At 52.3% G+C, this 17,227-nt stretch carries 23 protein-coding genes; 18 read left to right on the top strand and 5 right to left on the bottom strand.

Annotated elements, in window-relative coordinates:
- The first annotated feature begins 108 nt into the window (after nt 1–108).
- From GYMC10_RS27495 to GYMC10_RS27480, 4 genes are all read left to right on the top strand, one after another.
- Entirely contained in the window at nt 109–432 is a 324-nt protein-coding gene (locus tag GYMC10_RS27495; RefSeq protein ID WP_009594079.1) for an STAS domain-containing protein, read from the top strand.
- Nucleotides 433–464: 32 nt separating this feature from the next.
- Nucleotides 465–914, top strand: a complete 450-nt coding sequence (gene rsbW / locus GYMC10_RS27490; RefSeq protein WP_015737478.1) for an anti-sigma B factor RsbW — start codon at nt 465–467, stop codon at nt 912–914.
- Nucleotides 911–1,681 (top strand): sigma-70 family RNA polymerase sigma factor, encoded by a 771-nt coding sequence (locus tag GYMC10_RS27485; RefSeq protein WP_009594120.1) that lies wholly within the window; start codon nt 911–913, stop codon nt 1,679–1,681. The genes rsbW and GYMC10_RS27485 overlap by 4 nt, the downstream gene beginning before the upstream one ends.
- A gap of 121 nt (nt 1,682–1,802) precedes the next feature.
- Nucleotides 1,803–2,780: a magnesium transporter CorA family protein gene (locus GYMC10_RS27480; RefSeq protein WP_015737477.1), complete on the top strand. Its 978-nt coding sequence runs from the start codon at nt 1,803–1,805 to the stop codon at nt 2,778–2,780.
- A gap of 99 nt (nt 2,781–2,879) precedes the next feature.
- On the opposite strand, the gene GYMC10_RS27475 is transcribed toward GYMC10_RS27480, so the two are convergent.
- The 3 genes from GYMC10_RS27475 to GYMC10_RS27465 form a co-directional block, all read right to left on the bottom strand.
- Nucleotides 2,880–3,311, bottom strand: a complete 432-nt coding sequence (locus GYMC10_RS27475; protein ID WP_036663874.1) for a DUF5665 domain-containing protein — start codon at nt 3,309–3,311, stop codon at nt 2,880–2,882.
- A gap of 134 nt (nt 3,312–3,445) precedes the next feature.
- The gene (locus GYMC10_RS27470; RefSeq protein WP_009594054.1) at nt 3,446–3,856 is read right to left on the bottom strand and encodes a YtxH domain-containing protein; all 411 of its coding nucleotides are present in this window, start codon (nt 3,854–3,856) and stop codon (nt 3,446–3,448) included.
- Between the two features lie 48 nt (nt 3,857–3,904).
- Nucleotides 3,905–4,162, bottom strand: a complete 258-nt coding sequence (locus GYMC10_RS27465) for a GlsB/YeaQ/YmgE family stress response membrane protein (protein WP_015737475.1) — start codon at nt 4,160–4,162, stop codon at nt 3,905–3,907.
- 281 nt (nt 4,163–4,443) lie between these two features.
- Between GYMC10_RS27465 and GYMC10_RS27460 the strand changes: the two genes are divergently transcribed.
- Together GYMC10_RS27460 and GYMC10_RS27455 are read left to right on the top strand one after the other, a co-directional pair.
- Nucleotides 4,444–5,448 carry an asparaginase gene (locus tag GYMC10_RS27460; protein WP_015737474.1) on the top strand — a complete coding sequence of 335 codons (1,005 nt, stop codon included), beginning with the start codon at nt 4,444–4,446 and terminating at the stop codon, nt 5,446–5,448.
- A 65-nt stretch (nt 5,449–5,513) separates the two neighbouring features.
- A complete protein-coding gene (locus GYMC10_RS27455; protein ID WP_015737473.1) occupies nt 5,514–6,233 on the top strand; it encodes a pirin family protein in 720 nt (239 codons plus the stop codon).
- Between the two features lie 106 nt (nt 6,234–6,339).
- Here the strand turns inward: GYMC10_RS27455 and GYMC10_RS27450 are convergent, their stop codons facing one another.
- The gene (locus tag GYMC10_RS27450; protein ID WP_015737472.1) at nt 6,340–6,567 is read right to left on the bottom strand and encodes a DUF1128 domain-containing protein; all 228 of its coding nucleotides are present in this window, start codon (nt 6,565–6,567) and stop codon (nt 6,340–6,342) included.
- Nucleotides 6,568–6,745: 178 nt separating this feature from the next.
- On the opposite strand from GYMC10_RS27450, the gene yyaC reads away from it, so the two are divergent.
- From yyaC to GYMC10_RS27425, 5 genes are all read left to right on the top strand, one after another.
- The gene (yyaC, locus tag GYMC10_RS27445; protein ID WP_015737471.1) at nt 6,746–7,285 is read left to right on the top strand and encodes a spore protease YyaC; all 540 of its coding nucleotides are present in this window, start codon (nt 6,746–6,748) and stop codon (nt 7,283–7,285) included.
- A gap of 106 nt (nt 7,286–7,391) precedes the next feature.
- Nucleotides 7,392–8,183 carry an alpha/beta fold hydrolase gene (locus GYMC10_RS27440; RefSeq protein ID WP_015737470.1) on the top strand — a complete coding sequence of 264 codons (792 nt, stop codon included), beginning with the start codon at nt 7,392–7,394 and terminating at the stop codon, nt 8,181–8,183.
- A gap of 339 nt (nt 8,184–8,522) precedes the next feature.
- The gene (locus GYMC10_RS27435) at nt 8,523–9,215 is read left to right on the top strand and encodes a DUF6483 family protein (protein ID WP_015737469.1); all 693 of its coding nucleotides are present in this window, start codon (nt 8,523–8,525) and stop codon (nt 9,213–9,215) included.
- A 37-nt stretch (nt 9,216–9,252) separates the two neighbouring features.
- The gene (locus GYMC10_RS27430; protein WP_015737468.1) at nt 9,253–10,434 is read left to right on the top strand and encodes a class I SAM-dependent methyltransferase; all 1,182 of its coding nucleotides are present in this window, start codon (nt 9,253–9,255) and stop codon (nt 10,432–10,434) included.
- Between the two features lie 366 nt (nt 10,435–10,800).
- On the top strand, nt 10,801–12,960 hold the full coding sequence (locus tag GYMC10_RS27425) for an O-antigen ligase family protein (RefSeq protein WP_041622060.1): 2,160 nt from the start codon (nt 10,801–10,803) through the stop codon (nt 12,958–12,960).
- Nucleotides 12,961–13,201: 241 nt separating this feature from the next.
- On the opposite strand, the gene GYMC10_RS27420 is transcribed toward GYMC10_RS27425, so the two are convergent.
- On the bottom strand, nt 13,202–13,516 hold the full coding sequence (locus tag GYMC10_RS27420; protein WP_015737466.1) for a hypothetical protein: 315 nt from the start codon (nt 13,514–13,516) through the stop codon (nt 13,202–13,204).
- Between the two features lie 163 nt (nt 13,517–13,679).
- Between GYMC10_RS27420 and GYMC10_RS27415 the strand changes: the two genes are divergently transcribed.
- The 7 genes from GYMC10_RS27415 (at nt 13,680) to GYMC10_RS27385 (ending at nt 17,196) form a co-directional block, all read left to right on the top strand.
- On the top strand, nt 13,680–14,291 hold the full coding sequence (locus tag GYMC10_RS27415) for a DedA family protein (protein ID WP_009594089.1): 612 nt from the start codon (nt 13,680–13,682) through the stop codon (nt 14,289–14,291).
- 3 nt (nt 14,292–14,294) lie between these two features.
- A complete protein-coding gene (locus GYMC10_RS27410) occupies nt 14,295–14,861 on the top strand; it encodes a thioredoxin family protein (RefSeq protein WP_015737465.1) in 567 nt (188 codons plus the stop codon).
- Nucleotides 14,862–14,863: 2 nt separating this feature from the next.
- Nucleotides 14,864–15,502, top strand: a complete 639-nt coding sequence (locus GYMC10_RS27405; RefSeq protein WP_015737464.1) for an MBL fold metallo-hydrolase — start codon at nt 14,864–14,866, stop codon at nt 15,500–15,502.
- 180 nt (nt 15,503–15,682) lie between these two features.
- Entirely contained in the window at nt 15,683–15,874 is a 192-nt protein-coding gene (locus GYMC10_RS27400; protein WP_015737463.1) for a hypothetical protein, read from the top strand.
- A gap of 236 nt (nt 15,875–16,110) precedes the next feature.
- On the top strand, nt 16,111–16,668 hold the full coding sequence (gene sigY, locus GYMC10_RS27395) for an RNA polymerase sigma factor SigY (RefSeq protein ID WP_015737462.1): 558 nt from the start codon (nt 16,111–16,113) through the stop codon (nt 16,666–16,668).
- Nucleotides 16,652–16,990 carry a YxlC family protein gene (locus tag GYMC10_RS27390; RefSeq protein ID WP_015737461.1) on the top strand — a complete coding sequence of 113 codons (339 nt, stop codon included), beginning with the start codon at nt 16,652–16,654 and terminating at the stop codon, nt 16,988–16,990. The genes sigY and GYMC10_RS27390 overlap by 17 nt, the downstream gene beginning before the upstream one ends.
- Entirely contained in the window at nt 16,987–17,196 is a 210-nt protein-coding gene (locus tag GYMC10_RS27385; protein WP_009594077.1) for a hypothetical protein, read from the top strand. The genes GYMC10_RS27390 and GYMC10_RS27385 overlap by 4 nt, the downstream gene beginning before the upstream one ends.
- Nucleotides 17,197–17,227: the final 31 nt, after the last annotated feature.

Raw genomic sequence — 17,227 nt, 5'->3', positions numbered from 1 at the left:
TGTATCGTTTTCCATATATTAGCGCGTCTTTATCCCTCGTTAACCTGTTTCAACAAGCGAGATAACGGGTTATGTAAAGGGAAAACAAATTATTGGGAGAGAGTGTCTATGAATACAAAAACGAATGATAAGTTCAATGCCAAGACCCAAATGAACGAGGGCGTATGCACTGTATTTTTGAGCGGTGAACTTGATTTGTCCGTCGCTCCGGATTTTCGATTGGTAATGGAGCCTCTTGTCGGCAATTCCGAAGTAGACTTGATCGTCAACATGAAGGACATGACATATATTGATAGTACGGGCATTGGTATTCTTCTGTCGATACTGAAAGCCAGACATGGCATGGAAGCACGCTTTGCAGTTGAGGAAGTTCCGCCGCAAATTCAAAAGCTGTTCGATATGACGGGTATTGCGAAGTTCTTTCAGTCGTAAGAAGAATTCCCAATAGGAAAGGATCGAAAAGAATGAATTCAGATGTACAAAGAATAACACTTAATTTGCCTGCCAGTGCTGAATACGTGGATATTGTAAGATTGAATCTATACGGGATAGCTTCCAAGATGGGCTTTTCCTATGAAGAGATCGAAGATATGAAGGTTGCGGTGTCGGAGGCCTGTAACAACTCGGTTCTATATGCTTATAGCCAGGAAGGCGGAATGGTAGAGGTTTTATTTCAAGTGACCGGCGAGTCGCTATCCATTACGGTCAGAGACGAAGGGGAGAGTTTCGACAGTGTGGGGGCGGTTGGCGATCGTACACTTCATGATAAAGATCTCAGCGAGGTCCAAATCGGAGGACTTGGCTTCTACCTGATGGAGGCGCTTATGGACGAGGTGAGCGTGACAAACCAGGCTGGAAAGGGAACCGAGGTTACGCTGACGAAGCGGCTCGCAAGAAGCGAGGAGCCAGTATGAGTGATAAGGCGACTCCCCAAGAGTCCAGAGATGAAGCAGTTCATTTAATAGAACAGTATCAGCAGACGAAGGATAACGATATCGCAACGGTGCTGATTAAAAAATATGAACCGATGGTCAAGATGGCAGCAGGCAAAATTGCCCGGAATCGGCCCGATCTGTATGAGGATTTATATCAGGTTGGTCAAATGGCATTAATCCGTTTGCTTCAGCAATACGACATTAGCCTGGGGATTCCGTTTGAGCCCTACGCCATGAAGAGTATGATCGGGCATATGAAAAACTTCCTCCGCGATAAATCATGGTACATTCAAGTGCCAAGACGAATCAAGGAGAAGGGGGCCTTGGTCCAGCAAGCGATTGATGAATTAATGGTGAAGCTTGAACGATCTCCTGATGTGAATGAGATTGCATCCTACCTGGATCTTTCCGTTGAGGAAACCGTTGAAGTGTTGGCGGGAAGGGAATGCTATCATTATGTATCATTGGATTCCCCATTGTCTCAGGAAGAAACCGGGGCAACGCTTGGAGAGCTGATCAGTTCGGACGTGAATGACTTTGATTCCGTCGAGAAGCGCATGGATCTTCAACAGGCGATGAGCCAGCTGAAGGAGCAGGAGCAGAAGGTGCTGCTGCTGGCATTTCAGGAGGGGCAGTCCCAACGAGCGATCGCTCAAAGGTTAGGCGTGTCGCAAATGAGTGTCTCGCGTATCCAGAAGCGGGCAACGGAAAAACTGAAGCAAATCATGTCCAATTCTTCGTATTGATATGGACAAGCTTCGTAGAGACAGACGTATAGCAACATAAGGCACGCTTCCTCCATCACGGGAATGCGTGCCTTTTTTGAACCTAATATCCGTATTTATCGAAGGGAGTGGCAAGGAAATCATGCTTGGGCCGGATACGACAGAAGGTCAGGATATTTATGATTTTGCAGGGGGGTGGCAATGGCACGATGTCCGAACCGATAACTGGCAATCCTCCTGGATCGGCGAGCTTCGGTCACGCTATCCTTATACAGCCGAATGGTTTAATCTGGCACCGTCGTTAAAGGACCGGAATTACTTATCCGTTCGTTTCAAGGATGGGGTGGAGGCGGTCATTATGGGGTCCATGCTTTATAAGGTTACGAATGAACACGAGCATCATAAGTCGGAACAGTTCTATTTCTATGTGGATGCTCAAGTGCTGATCACCATTAATTTGGATGGGCATACCCGCAGCGTGATGGCCAAGGCCGATAGAGCCTCGATGCTTCATCAATGCGAGCGGCCCGTAGACGGCCTGTTTGTATTAGCCCGGGCCATTCTGCATTATTACCATGCAGGAATGGATCAATTCGAACATAACCTGCGTCTTGTCGAAAAGGATATGCGTACACGCAACCGAAGATCTTTAATGGATAACATTCTCTCGTCAAGGTTTGAGCTGCTGGAATGGAGCAACCTGTTTATTCCTTTTCAGGAGCTGATCGCTGCGGCGAAGGAGGGGTATCACGGCGAGCTGGATGCCAGCCGCTCGTTTCAACAGCTCCTGCATCGAGTAGAAAGAATGGAAAGGCTGATTTATCACTATGAGCGCGAAATCGATACGCTGGTATCCATAGATGATGCCATCTCGGCGTTCCGCGGCAATGAAATCATGAAGACCTTGACCATCTTTACGGTCGTATTCACACCGGCAACCGTGATCGGAGCCGTATGGGGCATGAATTTCGAGAACTTGCCCGGCATTAAGACGTTCTGGGGCTTCACGGCAGTCATTGGCTTCACCCTGCTCTGGACCGGAGGGATGTACCTTTGGATGCGTGCGAAGGGATGGACGGGGGACCTGCTTCAAGTAAAGTCCAAAAACAGGAATATTTGAGTACGAAGTACACGCTTGCATAAGCAGTGCAGCAATAACTCATCACAATCGCCCGGTAACCGTTAAAGGTACCGGGCTTGTTCAGGTAAAAGAGACGAATTAGGATTTGGATTGTTCAATATATCCCTGCAGGTTCGAGATGAAATCCCCTATCATCGGCACATTGACAAAGAAGCTGAGAATATAACCCAGAAGACCCAGCACGAGAGCCGTGCCAAGGGTTAAGCCCAACCCCCGGGCCAGGCCGGCAGTGAGGTTGGCAATGATGCGTTTCTTGGGATTCATGTAATTATCGATCATGTCCTTCATTTCGGACTTCTCCAGCGTAGCGGCGATTTTGTCCAGTCGCGTGTTCAATTTCTTCACTTCGTGCCTAAGCTCAAAGGGATGCTCCTGCACCTCATCCGCCTCTTTCGAGTGTCTTTCCCTGGATGATTCGGATTGCACTCGTTGTTCCTCGTTTCGTGTCGAACGACTGCCGCTTCGGGTTGAGAAGCCGGAGCCGCCATGATATGGGTTTGCTTTACTCATGAAATATCCCCGCTTTCCAGGCAGATGCGCCGTTTCATTTCACTTCGGAATCCATACGATGTTGATAAGACAACGTGCCGGATCTGGCACAAAAATAGCCAGCTGCGTCAGCTGGCTATTCGTGACCCTACGAATTAATAATTCGTTGTCGTTTTCATTTCACGGCTGACTTCGGAAGAGGTGTCCATCGCTTTATCCTTCACATCTTTGGAAGCACTTGAAACCTCGCTCGACACGTCTGCCGATGCTTCCTTGACGCTGGACATAATGCTTTGGCGGCCTTCGTTCACGGTGGCCATGACATCGGAGGCTTTGCTTCCTACCGTTTTTGCCAGTTCAGAAGCTTTATCGCCTACGGTATAAGCGACTTCTTTGGTTTTATCCGACACCATGCTCAGCTTCTCGGATAAATCCCCGCGAAGCTCGCGGCCTGGCTTTGGAGCGAACAACAGAGCTGCCGCCGCTCCGACCAAGGCACCGATAAAAGCACCTTTGAAGAATGTGGAACCGCTTTGTACTGGGTATTCTTGTTCTGCGTTATTCATAACTTTCACTCCTTTTAGTTAATATAAAAATGAATATAAACACGAGAATCAGGCTGTGCGTCTAAACAACTTGGCAACAAGACCGAGCAGGAATACAAAGATGGCCGTACCGATGATTGCGGGTACAATGGCAAATCCGCCTATGACAGGACCCCATGCTCCGAAGAGCCACGGTCCGAGCCATGCGCCTATGAAACCTGCGATCATGGAACCGATAATTCCGCCCGGCATTTCATGACCGACCAGCGCATCCCCGATTATCCCGATGATGATTGCCATCACGATGCTGATGATGATTCCCCACATACGATCGCCTCCTTTTTCAGAGCAATGTGTTTCGAGTGGGCTTGCTTATCTCGTAATTAAACGCAAGGCCACACCATGAAACAGGAGACGTGCAAAACGGGAGATAAATGAAATGTCCGTCCTCTATGGAACGTATCCTGCTGTCAATTGCAGTTTTTTGTACTATACTGAATACAGATTTGCAATCATTCTCGAATAAGCGTGATCTCGGAGAGATGCAAGCATACAGGCTTCTCAAGGCATCATACGTAACAGACGGTATATAGAAGGAGTTATTCAACATGGACAGTGTATTGGTGAAGGAATATCGGGCGGACATCTTGGAGTGCGTCCACAATGGACATATATGTATTGTGAATGAACAAGGTAAGGTCGAGGCTTATGCGGGAGATCCGGATTATGTCGCATTTACGCGTTCTTCGGCCAAGCCGATGCAGGCGATTCCTTCTATTCGCGGCGGGCTGGCCGATCATTACGGACTGTCCGATGAGGAAATTGCGATCATGACGGCTTCGCATCGTGCGGAGCAGGCTCATGTGGAAGTGTTGGAGCGTTTTGCACGCAAGGCGGGCATCAGCGAAACCCACATGGTGTGCGCATCCAGCTGGCCGCTGGACGAAGGAAGCAAAGAAACACTTTTGCGAGGCGGCGGCGATAAAAGTAAATGGTACCATAACTGCTCCGGCAAGCATTATGGCATGCTGGCCTACTGCCAGATGGCGGGATATCCGTTGACGGGATACGATCAGCCGGAACATCCGCTGCAGCAGGAAATCCTTCGGACGGTCGCCTATTTGGCGGGATTGGCTCCCGGCGATGTTAAACTGGGAACCGATGGATGCGGACTGCCGGTATTCGCCATGCCGCTCCGCGCTTTGGCAACAGCCTACATGAAGCTTGCATGCCCGGACCTCATAGAGGACGAGCCGACGCGAAAAGCGGTCATGCAAATCACGAAGGCCATGCATGCAGCCCCTTATATGGTGGCGGGTAAACACAAAGTGGATACCCTTCTTCTGGAAGATCCTAATATTGTGGCCAAGGGCGGCTTCAAGGGAGTGTACTGTTTCGGTCTTAAGAAGGAGCGGCTCGGCATCTCTTTCAAAATTTCGGACGGCTCCGAGGAAGAATGGGGCTGGATCGCGGAGTCCATATTGGAACAAATCGGCTATGGCAGCAAAGCGACCATCGAACGGCTGAAAGCTGCATATCCTAAGGATTTATATAATGATGAGGGTCTTCGAGTAGGCAGGGTAGAAACCGGATTTAAGCTGCTCCACGCTTAAAGGCGACTGATTAGACCGGAAACCGCCGGGGTATTGAATAGTAAAAAAGGCGGAGGTGACCGGCCATGATTAAAATCATGACGGCAGCGGAAAGACATACTACCCATGAAGACGGTATTCACAGCGAATTCAGCTTTTCTTTTGGTGATTATATAGACCCGCATAACGAGCACTTTGGAAGCCTTCTGGCGCATAATGAATATGTTCTCCAACCGATGGAGGGGTTTGATCGAAGGTTTCATCATGATTTGGTGATTGTGCATTTGGTGCTGGAAGGCACGTTGACGTATGAAGATGATACAGGGAAGCTCATGGAGCTTACGCCCGGTACGATTCATGTCGTGAATACAGGCTCCGGCGTGTACCATGCCGAGAGGAATGCCTCCTCTTCGGAGGACGTACGCTATCTGGAAATGTGGTTTCTGCCCGCGGAGCCGGGCCTTGAGACCAGTCACCACCAAAGCAATTTTACAAAAGAACAGCAATTGAACCAGATGCTTCCGATCATCGGTTCAGGCAATGGTAAGTCGAGCCTGCCCCAGTCGCTGGATGTTGTGATGTACAGCAGCATACTGGAGACCGGACAAGAACTGACGTACAGTCTGGCCGGGGATCGTAGAATGCATCTATATGTCATAAACGGTCATGTCGAAATATCATCGGAAGACGGCGTATTCGATATTAAGGCGGGCGATGCGGCAAGGATACAGCGTCGTCATGAGTTGACCTTCCGGGGGAACTCCAGTGAGGGGAGCTCGGAAATGGTCCTTATCGATATGCCATAACGTAAACAGAAAGCCCCGGGATTTGCGAGATTCGCAAGTACCCGGGGCTTTTGTCATGACAAAAGCGCTTCTAAAGAATACACTCAAAGTACGTGAAGATACAGTCCTACTGGTTTCCGCGGAGCTGTCCAAGCTCGGATACAACGGCTTCCACTTCCGAAATACTAAGATTCTGTTTATTCATGACCATATCGTACAGATCATAAATATCATCATATTGGTTAACCGAGAAGGCAGAGGCCTGCATGGCAGCGCCTGTAGCCATCCGTAGCTTCGTTTTAATCTGTTCGATCATATACTCGACATTGGCTTGGGATTTTTCACTCAAATCCATGGAATAACACCATCCTCTCTTAGGCGGATTTACGATTTTCATCCCTGTATTGTAACATGTTAGCGTGCGGCTCGACCAATGTTTTTGCCATCGGTGAGGAAGATAGGTTAAAATCAGAAAAAAACGCTTCACCGTCAGCGATGCTAATCATCGAACCATTTAATCAAGGAGGTCCGTCATGAGCGAACAAGCCGGCAAGACGCCAAGCGTGCATGCTGCCAAAGCCAAGATGTCGGGCCATGAACTGGCCGGTTTTTTTCTGGGGATTTCGCGGCGCCATGCGCTGGGCAGCATCGTATTTTTATGTATTGGCACCGACCGTTCCACAGGTGATGCGCTCGGTCCGTTGACTGGAAGCCGGCTTGTGGAATACGGTTTTCCGCAGGTGATCGGAACGCTGCCCGAACCCTGTGATGCTTTCAATCTTGAGGCAAAGCTTCAAGGCATACCCGAGGATCAGGTGGTTATTGCCATTGATGCTTGCTTGGGACAATCCTCTTCCGTCGGTTATTTCTTTGCAAGCGAAGGTCCGCTGGCGCCGGCCCAATCCGTCGGCGGGAAGTTGCCGGCAGTGGGAGACTACAGCGTGGCGGCGGTCGTGAACGTTCATGGACCGAAGCCGTATTGGACCCTCCAAGTGACGTCCCTTTACCAGGTCATGGGAATGGCGGAGCAGATAGCGAAGCAAGCCGCTGCGGCCTTTGGCCTTAGGCCGTAAGACACGCGTTTCAACCGGGGTTGTTTTTGTTTAATAATAGTTCATTCTTTATAAAATAATGGGTGTCTATCCTAGGGCATCGCTGAATAGAAAGAAGGGTATCGCTATGGAAAAAGTACAATGCAACGGCAGCACGATTTGCTACGTGGATCAGGGACAAGGTGAGCCGGTCATTCTGCTTCACGGTTTCTGCGGAAGCTCCGCCTATTGGGAACAGGTACTGCCATATCTTCAAGGTTTCAGAGTCATTGTACCGGATCTCCGGGGTCACGGGCGGTCTGATGCACCGATGGGATCGTATACCATCGAACAAATGGCGGACGACGTCCTGCTATTGATGGATGAGCTCGATATTCCGAAGGCGGCGTTGCTCGGTCATTCCCTCGGAGGATATATAGCGCTCTCCTTCGCCCAGCGCTACGCTTCTCGATTGAACGGCTTTGGCCTGATCCATTCTACGGGCTATCCGGATTCGGATGAAGCGAAGGAGAAACGGGTGAAAGCGGTCAGCACCATCCAAGGGGAGGGCATTACGGCTTTTGTTGACGGATTGGTGCCGGGCCTGTTTGCTCCGGATACGAAGGAAACCAAGCCGGAATGCATTCAGCGGGCGAAGGAGATCGGTTACCTTACGCCACCGCAAGGTGCGATAGGGGCGGCGCTGGCCATGCGCGAGCGTCCGGACCGGCGCGATGTGCTCTCGGCATCCACGCTGCCGATCCTGCTTGTAGCAGGAGAGAAGGACGGCTTGATTCCGGCGGAGCGCACCTTTACCACAGACCATGACAACGTAACCCGGATCGTGATCGAGGGCGCGGGTCATATGAGTATGATGGAGACGCCCGAGAAGCTCGGCGAAGTCATTTCCTCTTTCATGGGACGGCTGGAGCAAGAATAAATCCATATCGTTTATAATAAACGGATACTCCTATTGCGGGGTATCCGTTTATTGCATTGCGGGCTGCAGTTGCAGTGGACCCTCCATCGTTTCCGGACCCCGCCCTGAACAAAGCGTGAACGGGCAGGAGGGCGGCTACTGGAATTCTGGTCCCGGATAGCCTACAATTTAATCGTGATCCGGATTGGAATAGACCCGGCATGAATGCACCTGCAGGGGATTCACCGAAGCTGCCTGGCATGCCGGTCCTAAGTCCTCGGCAGTGGGAATTGCCGGAAGGTTAAAGATGAGGTCAACAATTTGCTGCATCCGGCACGGATGCAGATTGGGGGCGAGTGCATGTTTCGTAGGGATTATCTTGTGCGGCTTATTGAGGATATGACACAGATGATAGCCAAAGTGTTTTCGCTCAAGCAGGAGCGCAAGCATACCGAAGCTTTATGGGAGCTGGATGAGCTTTTTAAACGGCAGTTCCGGCTGAATTCAGGGCTGCTTCGCTCCTTGTCCGCAGCCGATATCGAGCAGCTCTTTCGCAATCATGGTTATCTGGAAGCGGACAAGCTGCAGAGTGCCGCAAGGCTGATGGAAGAGGAAGCATCGCTGCTGCTCGAGCTTGAGCGCGAAGAAGAAGCCGTTATGCTCTATACCAAGGTCTTTCAGTTATATTTGAAGTCAGCCCTGCAAGGGGCGGATCCGAAACTGATCGGGTTGACGGAACGGATCGGTCTGCTGAAAGAACGTTTAAGGGCTTACGCGTGGCCCGAAACGGCGATGCTGGATTATTATGCGTATACGGAGCAGCAGGGGATGTTCGCGGAAGCGGAGAATACCCTGTACCAGTTGCTGGATAGCCGTAAGATCGAATATGACGAAGGCGTAAGGTTCTATCAAAGATTGCAGCAGAAACGGCCCGAGGATTTGGCAAAAGGCGGGCTTCCGCTGGAGGAAGTCGAGGAAGGAATGGACGAGCTCCGCCGCCGTTTTCCACATGCGGTTGCGGACGGAGACAAATCGTTTCCCGGCCTCGATTAACCTGTCTATAACATAAAAGAAAGCGAGATGTACTCTTTTGGATGCATTAAGAAAATTGATTCATAACATCATGGAAGAAGCATCATTGATTACGGCTACGCTAAGCCAGCTTCGCAAGCGGGAAGGCATGACCTACAGCAAAGTAACGGTTAAGCCCGTAGAGCTCAAGAACAAGCTGCACTATCAGTTCGCTTATTATTCCGCAACCAAGGTCACTCATCAGAATGTGCCGGCGGATGAGGCGGAGGCCGTACTGTTGGATATGTTCGAAAATGTATTCCGGCAAGCGATGATCTATACGCCGGAAGCGGACTATCAGGTTCTGATTTCGAAGAAATACAAGGTTTCGATTCTGACCAAATCCGCTTCGAAGACCAAAACGGATTTGTCGCATAACCGGAAAAAGACCTACATTCTTGAAGAGGGAGAGCCGGTTCCGTTTCTGGTGGAGCTGGGCATCATGAGCGAGGATGGCAAAGTATTTGCCCGCAGATACGATAAATTTAAACAGATCAACCGCTTCTTGGAGATGGTGGAGGATGTCCTCCCTCATCTGCCGGAGGACCGTCCGCTTACGATCGTCGATTTCGGCTGCGGCAAATCCTATCTGACCTTCGCCTTGTATCACTATTTGGCGGTAACCGCGCGCAGAAAGCTGAATATTGTCGGATTGGATCTCAAGGCGAATGTCATCGAACACTGCAGTATGCTGGCGAAAAAACTGAATTATACCCAATTGCGGTTTCTTGTCGGCGACATTGCGGATTATGACGAACTGGAGCAGGTGGATATGGTGGTCACGCTGCATGCATGCGACACCGCAACCGATGCGGCGCTGGAAAAAGCGGTCCGCTGGGGGGCTTCGGTGATTCTGTCGGTGCCTTGCTGCCAGCACGAGCTGTTCGCCCAAGTCCAGAGCCCAGTCATGGAGCCGCTGATGTCCCACGGCATACTGAAGGAACGCTTCTCGGCGCTGGCCACGGACGCCATTCGGGCCAAGCTTCTCGACCTGATGGGATACAAGACGCAGCTGCTGGAGTTTATCGATATGGAACATACGCCCAAGAATATTTTGATCCGTGCGGTCAGCGGTTCTGCCGGAGACCGGAATAAACTATGGCAGGAGTATACTGCGTTTCGCGATTTTTTAAGCGCCTCGCCGTACCTTGAACGGGCTTGCAAGGACCTGCTCCCGAATACGGAAATGGAATCGCGTTGAACCGGATTGGCGATGAACGTGCGAGCGCGCACGTTCATCGCTTTTTTAATGGAAAATAGGAACTTCGGAGCCGGCCTTCCGGTTATCGCAACAAAATCAACATCTAAACGCGGTCATTCTTCTAAGAACGTGCGTCGTCGATAGAAGTTTTTCTTGCGATGGCAATCAAAGCCTTAATCCAGGGAATCGTGTGGCCCTTACAGCACCAGATGTGATCGCCAACATTGAATCAAGAATAACGCCGACCGTCCTTGTCCACAATGGCTATTAGGCGGGTTTCATGTTCAGCACGCGGAGGAGCGGGAGCGTGCAAGTGGCAGAAACGGAGAAGGGTTACGCATTCTTTCTTGAACGGGGCGTGGTGTAATGGCATCGAATACCCTGCATCGTGTTTGCGGGATGATGCTGATCGGGCTGGGGCTTGCGGCCAGTATCCGGAGCGGAATGTTTTTTGACGAGGATATATATTGGATCGGAGCAGGTTTCGGCGTGCTTCTGCTGCTCATGACGGGAGCCGTTTGGCACGGTGCCGTTCAAGGCGGGAAGAATCATGGCATGGGAAAACTGCCGGAGGCGGTTCCTTCGGACAGAGAATTGCGGGTGGTTCTTGGCTGCATCTGCGCAATCCTTCTCATCTACGTCATTCACGGGATAGGGCGCCCCCTCTCTCTGGAAGGCACGATGAAGGAGATCATCCTGTGGGGAAGCTATGGTTCTTTTGCCATTGCTGCTTGGCGCGCGTGCCGTACAGGCCCCGGCTTACGCATCATGCATGCCGGCTGGCATCTGCTGGGCGCCGTGCTGTGCGGCAGCGCCTTGCTTGCCGTATACGGGCTTATGGAGCTGCCGTATGGGATCTATCATACGGCGGATGCGGACATTAGCGCGACCGGCGCGAGGCTCGGCGGCCTGCTTCAGTACCCGAACACGTTCGGGGCGGTGATGGCCGCCTTTTTGCTGGAGCGGCTGTTCGCGCTGCCGTCGGTCCTGCGGAACCGGACGGGCACGCTCCGCGCAGCGGCTGCGCTTCTGCCGCTTGCGCCCTATACCGCCGCGCTGCTCCTGACGGAGTCGCGCGGCGCCTGGCTCGCGGCCGCTCTTGCGTGCGCGGCCGGCTTCGCCAAGGAGCGGCGTGCCTTGGCGCCGCTCCTTGTGGCTGCCGCCGCGCCTGTGGCGAGCGCGGCGCTGCTGTACCGCCAGCTGGCGGATGCCAGGCTGGCGCCAGCCGTGCTGCCCGGCCTGCTGTGGCTGGCCGGGCTTTGGGCCGGCGGCGTCCTCGCCGGCCTGCTGCTGTGCCGCTGGCGGCACAGCGGGGGGCCCGGGCGGCGTTACGCCGCGCCCGGGGCCCTGGGAGCTGCGGCCTTGCTGGCAGCCGCAGCGGTTGTCGTGATCCTGCTCCAGGTGCAGGATCGGACCCTGGGCGGCGCGGCAACGCTCAGCGCGCGCCGCCTCATGTACAGCGACGCCTGGCAGCTGGCCCGGTCGTCGCCGTGGCTGGGACGGGGAGGGGAGACGTGGCGGCAATCCTACCTTGCCATTCAGTCCCAGCCCTATGTGGGTGCCGAGGTGCATAATGGATATATGGATATCCTGTTGAATACGGGAATCATTGGGCTGCTGCTTGTCCTTATTTTGGTTATCTTTATGGTTGCGAGGCTCATCGCGGCAAGCTCCCGATTCATGCCCCCCGCCCTCGTGCTGATCGGACATGCGTCAGTGGATTTCGATTGGGGCTTCGGGTTGGTATGGCTGCTCCTATTGTGGCTTACGGTAATGGGCTTGGCCGGGGGTTCCCCCGATGAGGCGCCGCAGCATGGATCTATGGCAACTCGGCTAACCCGGCCGTTCAAACGATGGAATCAACTGCAAGCCGGCTATGAAGGGGGGCGGGCCCCTTCCCTGCTGCGACGGCTCAGGGTTATGGCGATTCTCCCGCTCGTGGCTTGGACTTTTCTCGCCGCGGCGCTGGGCATCAGCGAGCTTCAAGAGCGATGGGCCGTATCAGAGCCGCCAGGCCGGCAGATCCTGCTCCTCCGATCCTCGTTAAAGTGGAACCCCGCCAATACGGATGCGGCCATAAAGCTCTCGGCATGGCTTCCCCCAAGCGAGCAGATTCCGCTGCTGAAACGAAGCATGGTGCATGCGCCGAATCACCCGGGTTTAAGCTGGAAGCTGGCAGAAGGTTATTCCCTAAGAGGCGAATCGGAGGAAGCGGCGGCATGGTTCAAAAGGGGCATCGAACTGGATCGTTTCAATCCGGTCAAGCAAACCCGGGCCGTGCTGAAGCTGGCCGCCCTTGCGGACTGGCACCGCAGGGCGGGAGACTCCGCCGGAGCGGTTGAGGCGGCCCGGGCCGGATGGGATACCTTGAAGCGCTATCGCTTCCTTGCGGCTGCCCTTCATGAGCTTGATCCTTTTCGAAATGACCGTGGCTTTCATCTGTCCGTGCTTGCGGCTCGGCAGGCCAACCGCTTCGATAACACGATGACATGGGGAGAACGGGAGCATGCCGCAAGGCAGCCCTGATATCCGTTATCCCCGCACAGCCTATGGCGAATCATGCCGAATCGCAACCGATTGCGGCGACTTACCTTGCCCCACATTACGCGGTACCATGAAGGGCGGCATGGCGTTGACGACGCTTTGCTGGTTCGCCTTAGAACGAACGGTGTAGAATGGACCGACCTATCAATCTACGGTTGACGATCCAAATGCAGCCTTTTGTCGTAATTTCTCACGGTGTGACAGGGGGAAGAGGGGGGCCATGTCATCCCCCGAAGGCATCCCGAAAGGCGGAGGCCAGCTGGCGCTCCGGAACCTGCCAGAGCTCGGCAAGCTCGCTGCAGACGTCTTTTTCCCACCAGTCGCACAGCAGTTTTTTGTTGCTGTAGTTTTCGTGAATCCAGATCAGGTTTCCGATGACCTTCCGATAATACAATTCCTCTCCTTGCTTTAAGGTTTCCGGAGGAAGGTACAGCTTGAGCCGCTTGGTCGTACGGTATAATTCTTTGCTGCAGGCCCGCCGTATCCCGCGCGGGGAGGGGGGCTTGCTGCCCGGTCGTTTGGCATGGGGAGAATGCATGCTTTAACTCACTCCTTTGCTTCACCATATGTCCCGAAACGGGCGAAAGTCACTGCACCGCCCATAATTGGGCGCATTATAAGGCATGTAGAAGGCATGTCCCGGGCTGTGTTAGAATAGGCTAGTACTAGAAATCAACGCAGTAGGAAGGCGGGGGACAAGCGTGGAATTCTTTTACGAGGCTGTGGGCCGACTGTTTGAATGGATCCAGCAGCTGGGCTATTTCGGAATCATGCTCGGATTAATGGTGGAGGTCATCCCAAGCGAGATCGTACTCGCCTATGGCGGTTATCTGGTTTCCATGGGTGAGGTTCATTTTATCGGTGCCATGATTTTTGGTACCGTTGGCGGCGTGCTCGCCCAATTATTCATTTATTGGATCGGCCGTTACGGGGGCAGACCCTTTCTGGAGAAGTACGGGAAGTACATACTGATTAAGAAGAAGCATATCGACTACGCCGAGGAATGGTTCGGCAAGTATGGTACCGGCGTTATATTTACGGCTCGGTTTGTACCGGTGGTAAGACATGCGATTTCCATCCCGGCGGGCATATCCAAAATGCATGTGGGCAGGTTTACGCTGTTGACCACCCTTGCGGTTATTCCGTGGACGGCATTATTCTTATACCTCGGATTGCTTCTGGGCGACCAGTGGGAGCATATCGACGAGAAGGCAGGGCCTTACGTTCGGGAAATTCTGCTGGGCGCATTAGCCGTCATGATTCTTTATTTTTTGATAAAATGGATAAAATCAGCGAAGGCGAGGTCGAAATAACGAATGAGTATGAATATGGCAAATCATTTGGGTACGGGCATATCTCCGCAGCAATTCATGGACGGCATGCAGAAGAACCAGGATACGTTCAAGGCAGGCTACGAGCAGTTTAAATGGGAGAATGAAGAGGATAAAGCGTTTTTTGAAAGCCTCAATTTCAGGGATGATCTACGGGTCCTCATTCTGGCAGCGGATTGGTGCGGCGATGTTGCGCGCAATATCCCTGTCGTATTCCGTGCGATGGAGACCGCGGGGATTGAGACGGAAGTGCTGATTATGGAAGAGAATCTGGACGTCATGGATCAGTTCCTGACCATGGGCGCCCGTTCCATTCCGGTTGTGATCATTTCGGATACCGGGGGACATGTCCTCGGCACATGGGGACCGCGTCCGGCGCATGTTCAGAAGTTTATGATTGAGTTCAAGCAGAACAATCCGGATCGTGAAGCAACGGACTATCAGGACAACCTTGCCGTCACGCGGCAAAGCATCATTCAAGCCTACGGGGAAGGGTATGAGTTTCACGCTGCCATCATTAAGGAATTGCGTGAACTGATGTCAGGGTTTTAATCATGACACTTCATATTGAGACCTTTAATTTAGGACCGCTTCAGACGAATGCATATTTACTGACAGGGCCTGTAGAAGGCAAAGCGATCATTATCGATCCTGGCATGAACCCGGGGCCGCTCGTGAAGCGAATAGCGGATTTGGAGATTGAAGCGATCCTGCTGACCCATGCGCATTTTGACCACATGGGGGGCGTCGAGGAGATCCGCAAGCTGAAGGACTGTCCTGTTTATCTCCACACCTTGGAGAGCGAATGGCTGGCCAGTCCAAAGCTTAACGGTTCGCTGATGTGGCCTCAGGTCACCGGACCGCTGTCCACCGAGCCGGCGGAGTACGATTTGGCCGATGGACTGGAGCTGCAACTGATCGGGCATACCTTCAAGGTCTTTCATACACCGGGCCATTCGCCGGGAAGCGTGAGCTTCAAATGCGGAAATGATCTGTTTTCCGGCGATGTGCTGTTCCGTCTAGGCGTTGGGCGAACGGATCTTCCGGGCGGCCGTGAACGCGATTTGGTTGATTCCATTCAGAACACGCTGTATACGTTTGCGGATGAGGTCGTTGTGTACTCCGGCCACGGGCCTCGAACAACCATTGGCTATGAAAAGCAGCGGAATCCTTATGTTCCTGCGAGCAGGTAGGATAACATCCGACATAAATCGGGAAACTTTGTCTGGACAAATATAGACAAGATTGATACAATACGGTTAATTAAATGTTACCCATTGCGAAGCACGCAGACTGTGGAATTTATCCCGGTTTGCGTTCTTTTATTTTATGGGGAGTTTTTTTGGCATGGACGTGATTAGGGGGAAGCGCCAGTGAGAAAAGATCATCTATCGCTGCTGAACGGGAATGTTACAAGAAGCGAAGCGATTGATCGGCAACCGGAGTTCCGCCGGCGGGGCCAGACGGATATTTCATCCGTTGTCTGGGACAGGCTGGTGAAGGATGAAGGGATCGCGCAGCAGCCATGGCATCATCGGCTGCAGGGTATCAGATTGAATCAATAGGTGGACCGCTACCATGACACCCTCATTATGAAGTGAGAAACAATGATCCTCCGATTGGAGACTGCAGCCGGGTCAACCGGCTGCTTTTTTTTGTTTTTTTACGGATACCATAAGAAATTTCTGAAGCATCCGGAGGCATCTATATAAATTACATCATTTGGTACACGATAAATATAATAACCGTTTGAACGATTGGCTGCAGTTATTCGTACTACAGGCGAAGGCGAAAGAAGGTGATGATTTCAATCATGATCCCTGGCGAAGAGGATTTGATACGACAAGCGCAGTTAGGAGATGCTGCTGCCATGGCGCTGCTGTTCAAGCAGCATTACTCCTTCCTTTATAAATATTTGCTGAAAGTGACGATGGACCCGATGCTTGCCGAAGATACCGCGCAGGATACCATCGTTCGATGCATGGAGAATATGAACCGTTACAACGGGACTTCGTCCTTCTCCTCTTGGATGATTACCATTGCTACCCGTTTGTTCATCGATAATACCCGGCGAAAGAAACGGGAGAAGAAATGGCTGGAGCAGGAGGCGGTTCAGTCGGCAAGGCGGATGCGCTGGCAGATGGAGCGGCGGGGAGAAGACTGGACGGATATGCTGGATGGATTGTCCCGATTATCCGAGGATCATCGGATTGCCATCCTGCTGAAGCACTATTACGGCTACAGCTACGAGGAAATCGGAACGATGCTCGGCATTCCCGAAGGAACGGTGAAATCGCGGACCGCCTACGGCATTAAACAGCTGCGAAAGGAGATGGGTGACGATGGTCAGAGGACCTGAACATGAGGATGAAAAATGGATTGAAGAATTGAACCAGGAAATGAAGCGGGTGGATCAATTGTTTGAAGATGCGCCATCCCCATCCCTGGAAGGACTGCATGCGTTGGCCGTTCATACCTTGGAACGCAAACGGAAGCGGATGAAATACGAGTTGCTTCTCTTTCTTCTGGTTGCGCTCTTTATCGTCGGTGGGGGATTGATGGCTGCCTTGGCAGCGCCGATGATCCTGCTGTTTATTCACGGGTTCGGCATGGTCGCGGGAATTTCCGTCCTTGTATTTTCCAAGAGTCTGAGATCTGCCGGAAAGAAGGGAATCCGATGAATGAAGTGAACGAGAGCCCGCTGGTAGTGATCGTCCTTGCCGTTGTGCTGGTGCTGATCCAAGGGACATGGCTTTTCCTGGATGCAAGGAAGCGGGGGCTTGGCAAGATGGCTTGGTTCTGGGGGATATGGGGGTCTACGACGATGCCGTTGCCGCTGCTCTTTTACTGGATATTCGTCATTCGTAAAGACGGCAGCGAGTCTTAAGCTTCTTCATTAAATATGGAACATGGGGGAT

Origin of the sequence: Paenibacillus sp. Y412MC10, from assembly GCF_000024685.1 — a bacterium.
Classification (GTDB): domain Bacteria; phylum Bacillota; class Bacilli; order Paenibacillales; family Paenibacillaceae; genus Paenibacillus_AQ; species Paenibacillus_AQ lautus_A.
The sequence above is the reverse complement of the archived record's forward strand: the minus strand, read 5'-3'. Positions and strand labels throughout refer to the sequence as shown.

Excerpts from the sequence above, each read along its gene's own strand:
- GYMC10_RS27425 (WP_041622060.1), top strand. The coding sequence starts at position 10,801 with ATGGCATCGAATACCCTGCATCGTGTTTGCGGGATGATGCTGATCGGG.
- sigY (WP_015737462.1), top strand. The coding sequence starts at position 16,111 with ATGATTTCAATCATGATCCCTGGCGAAGAGGATTTGATACGACAAGCG.
- GYMC10_RS27475 (WP_036663874.1), bottom strand. The coding sequence starts at position 3,311 with ATGAGTAAAGCAAACCCATATCATGGCGGCTCCGGCTTCTCAACCCGA.
- GYMC10_RS27440 (WP_015737470.1), top strand. The coding sequence starts at position 7,392 with ATGGAAAAAGTACAATGCAACGGCAGCACGATTTGCTACGTGGATCAG.
- GYMC10_RS27470 (WP_009594054.1), bottom strand. The coding sequence starts at position 3,856 with ATGAATAACGCAGAACAAGAATACCCAGTACAAAGCGGTTCCACATTC.
- GYMC10_RS27405 (WP_015737464.1), top strand. The coding sequence starts at position 14,864 with ATGACACTTCATATTGAGACCTTTAATTTAGGACCGCTTCAGACGAAT.
- GYMC10_RS27465 (WP_015737475.1), bottom strand. The coding sequence starts at position 4,162 with ATGTGGGGAATCATCATCAGCATCGTGATGGCAATCATCATCGGGATA.
- GYMC10_RS27455 (WP_015737473.1), top strand. The coding sequence starts at position 5,514 with ATGATTAAAATCATGACGGCAGCGGAAAGACATACTACCCATGAAGAC.
- GYMC10_RS27495 (WP_009594079.1), top strand. The coding sequence starts at position 109 with ATGAATACAAAAACGAATGATAAGTTCAATGCCAAGACCCAAATGAAC.
- GYMC10_RS27410 (WP_015737465.1), top strand. The coding sequence starts at position 14,295 with ATGAGTATGAATATGGCAAATCATTTGGGTACGGGCATATCTCCGCAG.
- GYMC10_RS27480 (WP_015737477.1), top strand. The coding sequence starts at position 1,803 with ATGCTTGGGCCGGATACGACAGAAGGTCAGGATATTTATGATTTTGCA.
- GYMC10_RS27460 (WP_015737474.1), top strand. The coding sequence starts at position 4,444 with ATGGACAGTGTATTGGTGAAGGAATATCGGGCGGACATCTTGGAGTGC.
- yyaC (WP_015737471.1), top strand. The coding sequence starts at position 6,746 with ATGAGCGAACAAGCCGGCAAGACGCCAAGCGTGCATGCTGCCAAAGCC.
- GYMC10_RS27390 (WP_015737461.1), top strand. The coding sequence starts at position 16,652 with ATGGTCAGAGGACCTGAACATGAGGATGAAAAATGGATTGAAGAATTG.
- GYMC10_RS27385 (WP_009594077.1), top strand. The coding sequence starts at position 16,987 with ATGAATGAAGTGAACGAGAGCCCGCTGGTAGTGATCGTCCTTGCCGTT.
- GYMC10_RS27485 (WP_009594120.1), top strand. The coding sequence starts at position 911 with ATGAGTGATAAGGCGACTCCCCAAGAGTCCAGAGATGAAGCAGTTCAT.
- rsbW (WP_015737478.1), top strand. The coding sequence starts at position 465 with ATGAATTCAGATGTACAAAGAATAACACTTAATTTGCCTGCCAGTGCT.
- GYMC10_RS27420 (WP_015737466.1), bottom strand. The coding sequence starts at position 13,516 with ATGCATTCTCCCCATGCCAAACGACCGGGCAGCAAGCCCCCCTCCCCG.
- GYMC10_RS27450 (WP_015737472.1), bottom strand. The coding sequence starts at position 6,567 with ATGGATTTGAGTGAAAAATCCCAAGCCAATGTCGAGTATATGATCGAA.
- GYMC10_RS27435 (WP_015737469.1), top strand. The coding sequence starts at position 8,523 with ATGTTTCGTAGGGATTATCTTGTGCGGCTTATTGAGGATATGACACAG.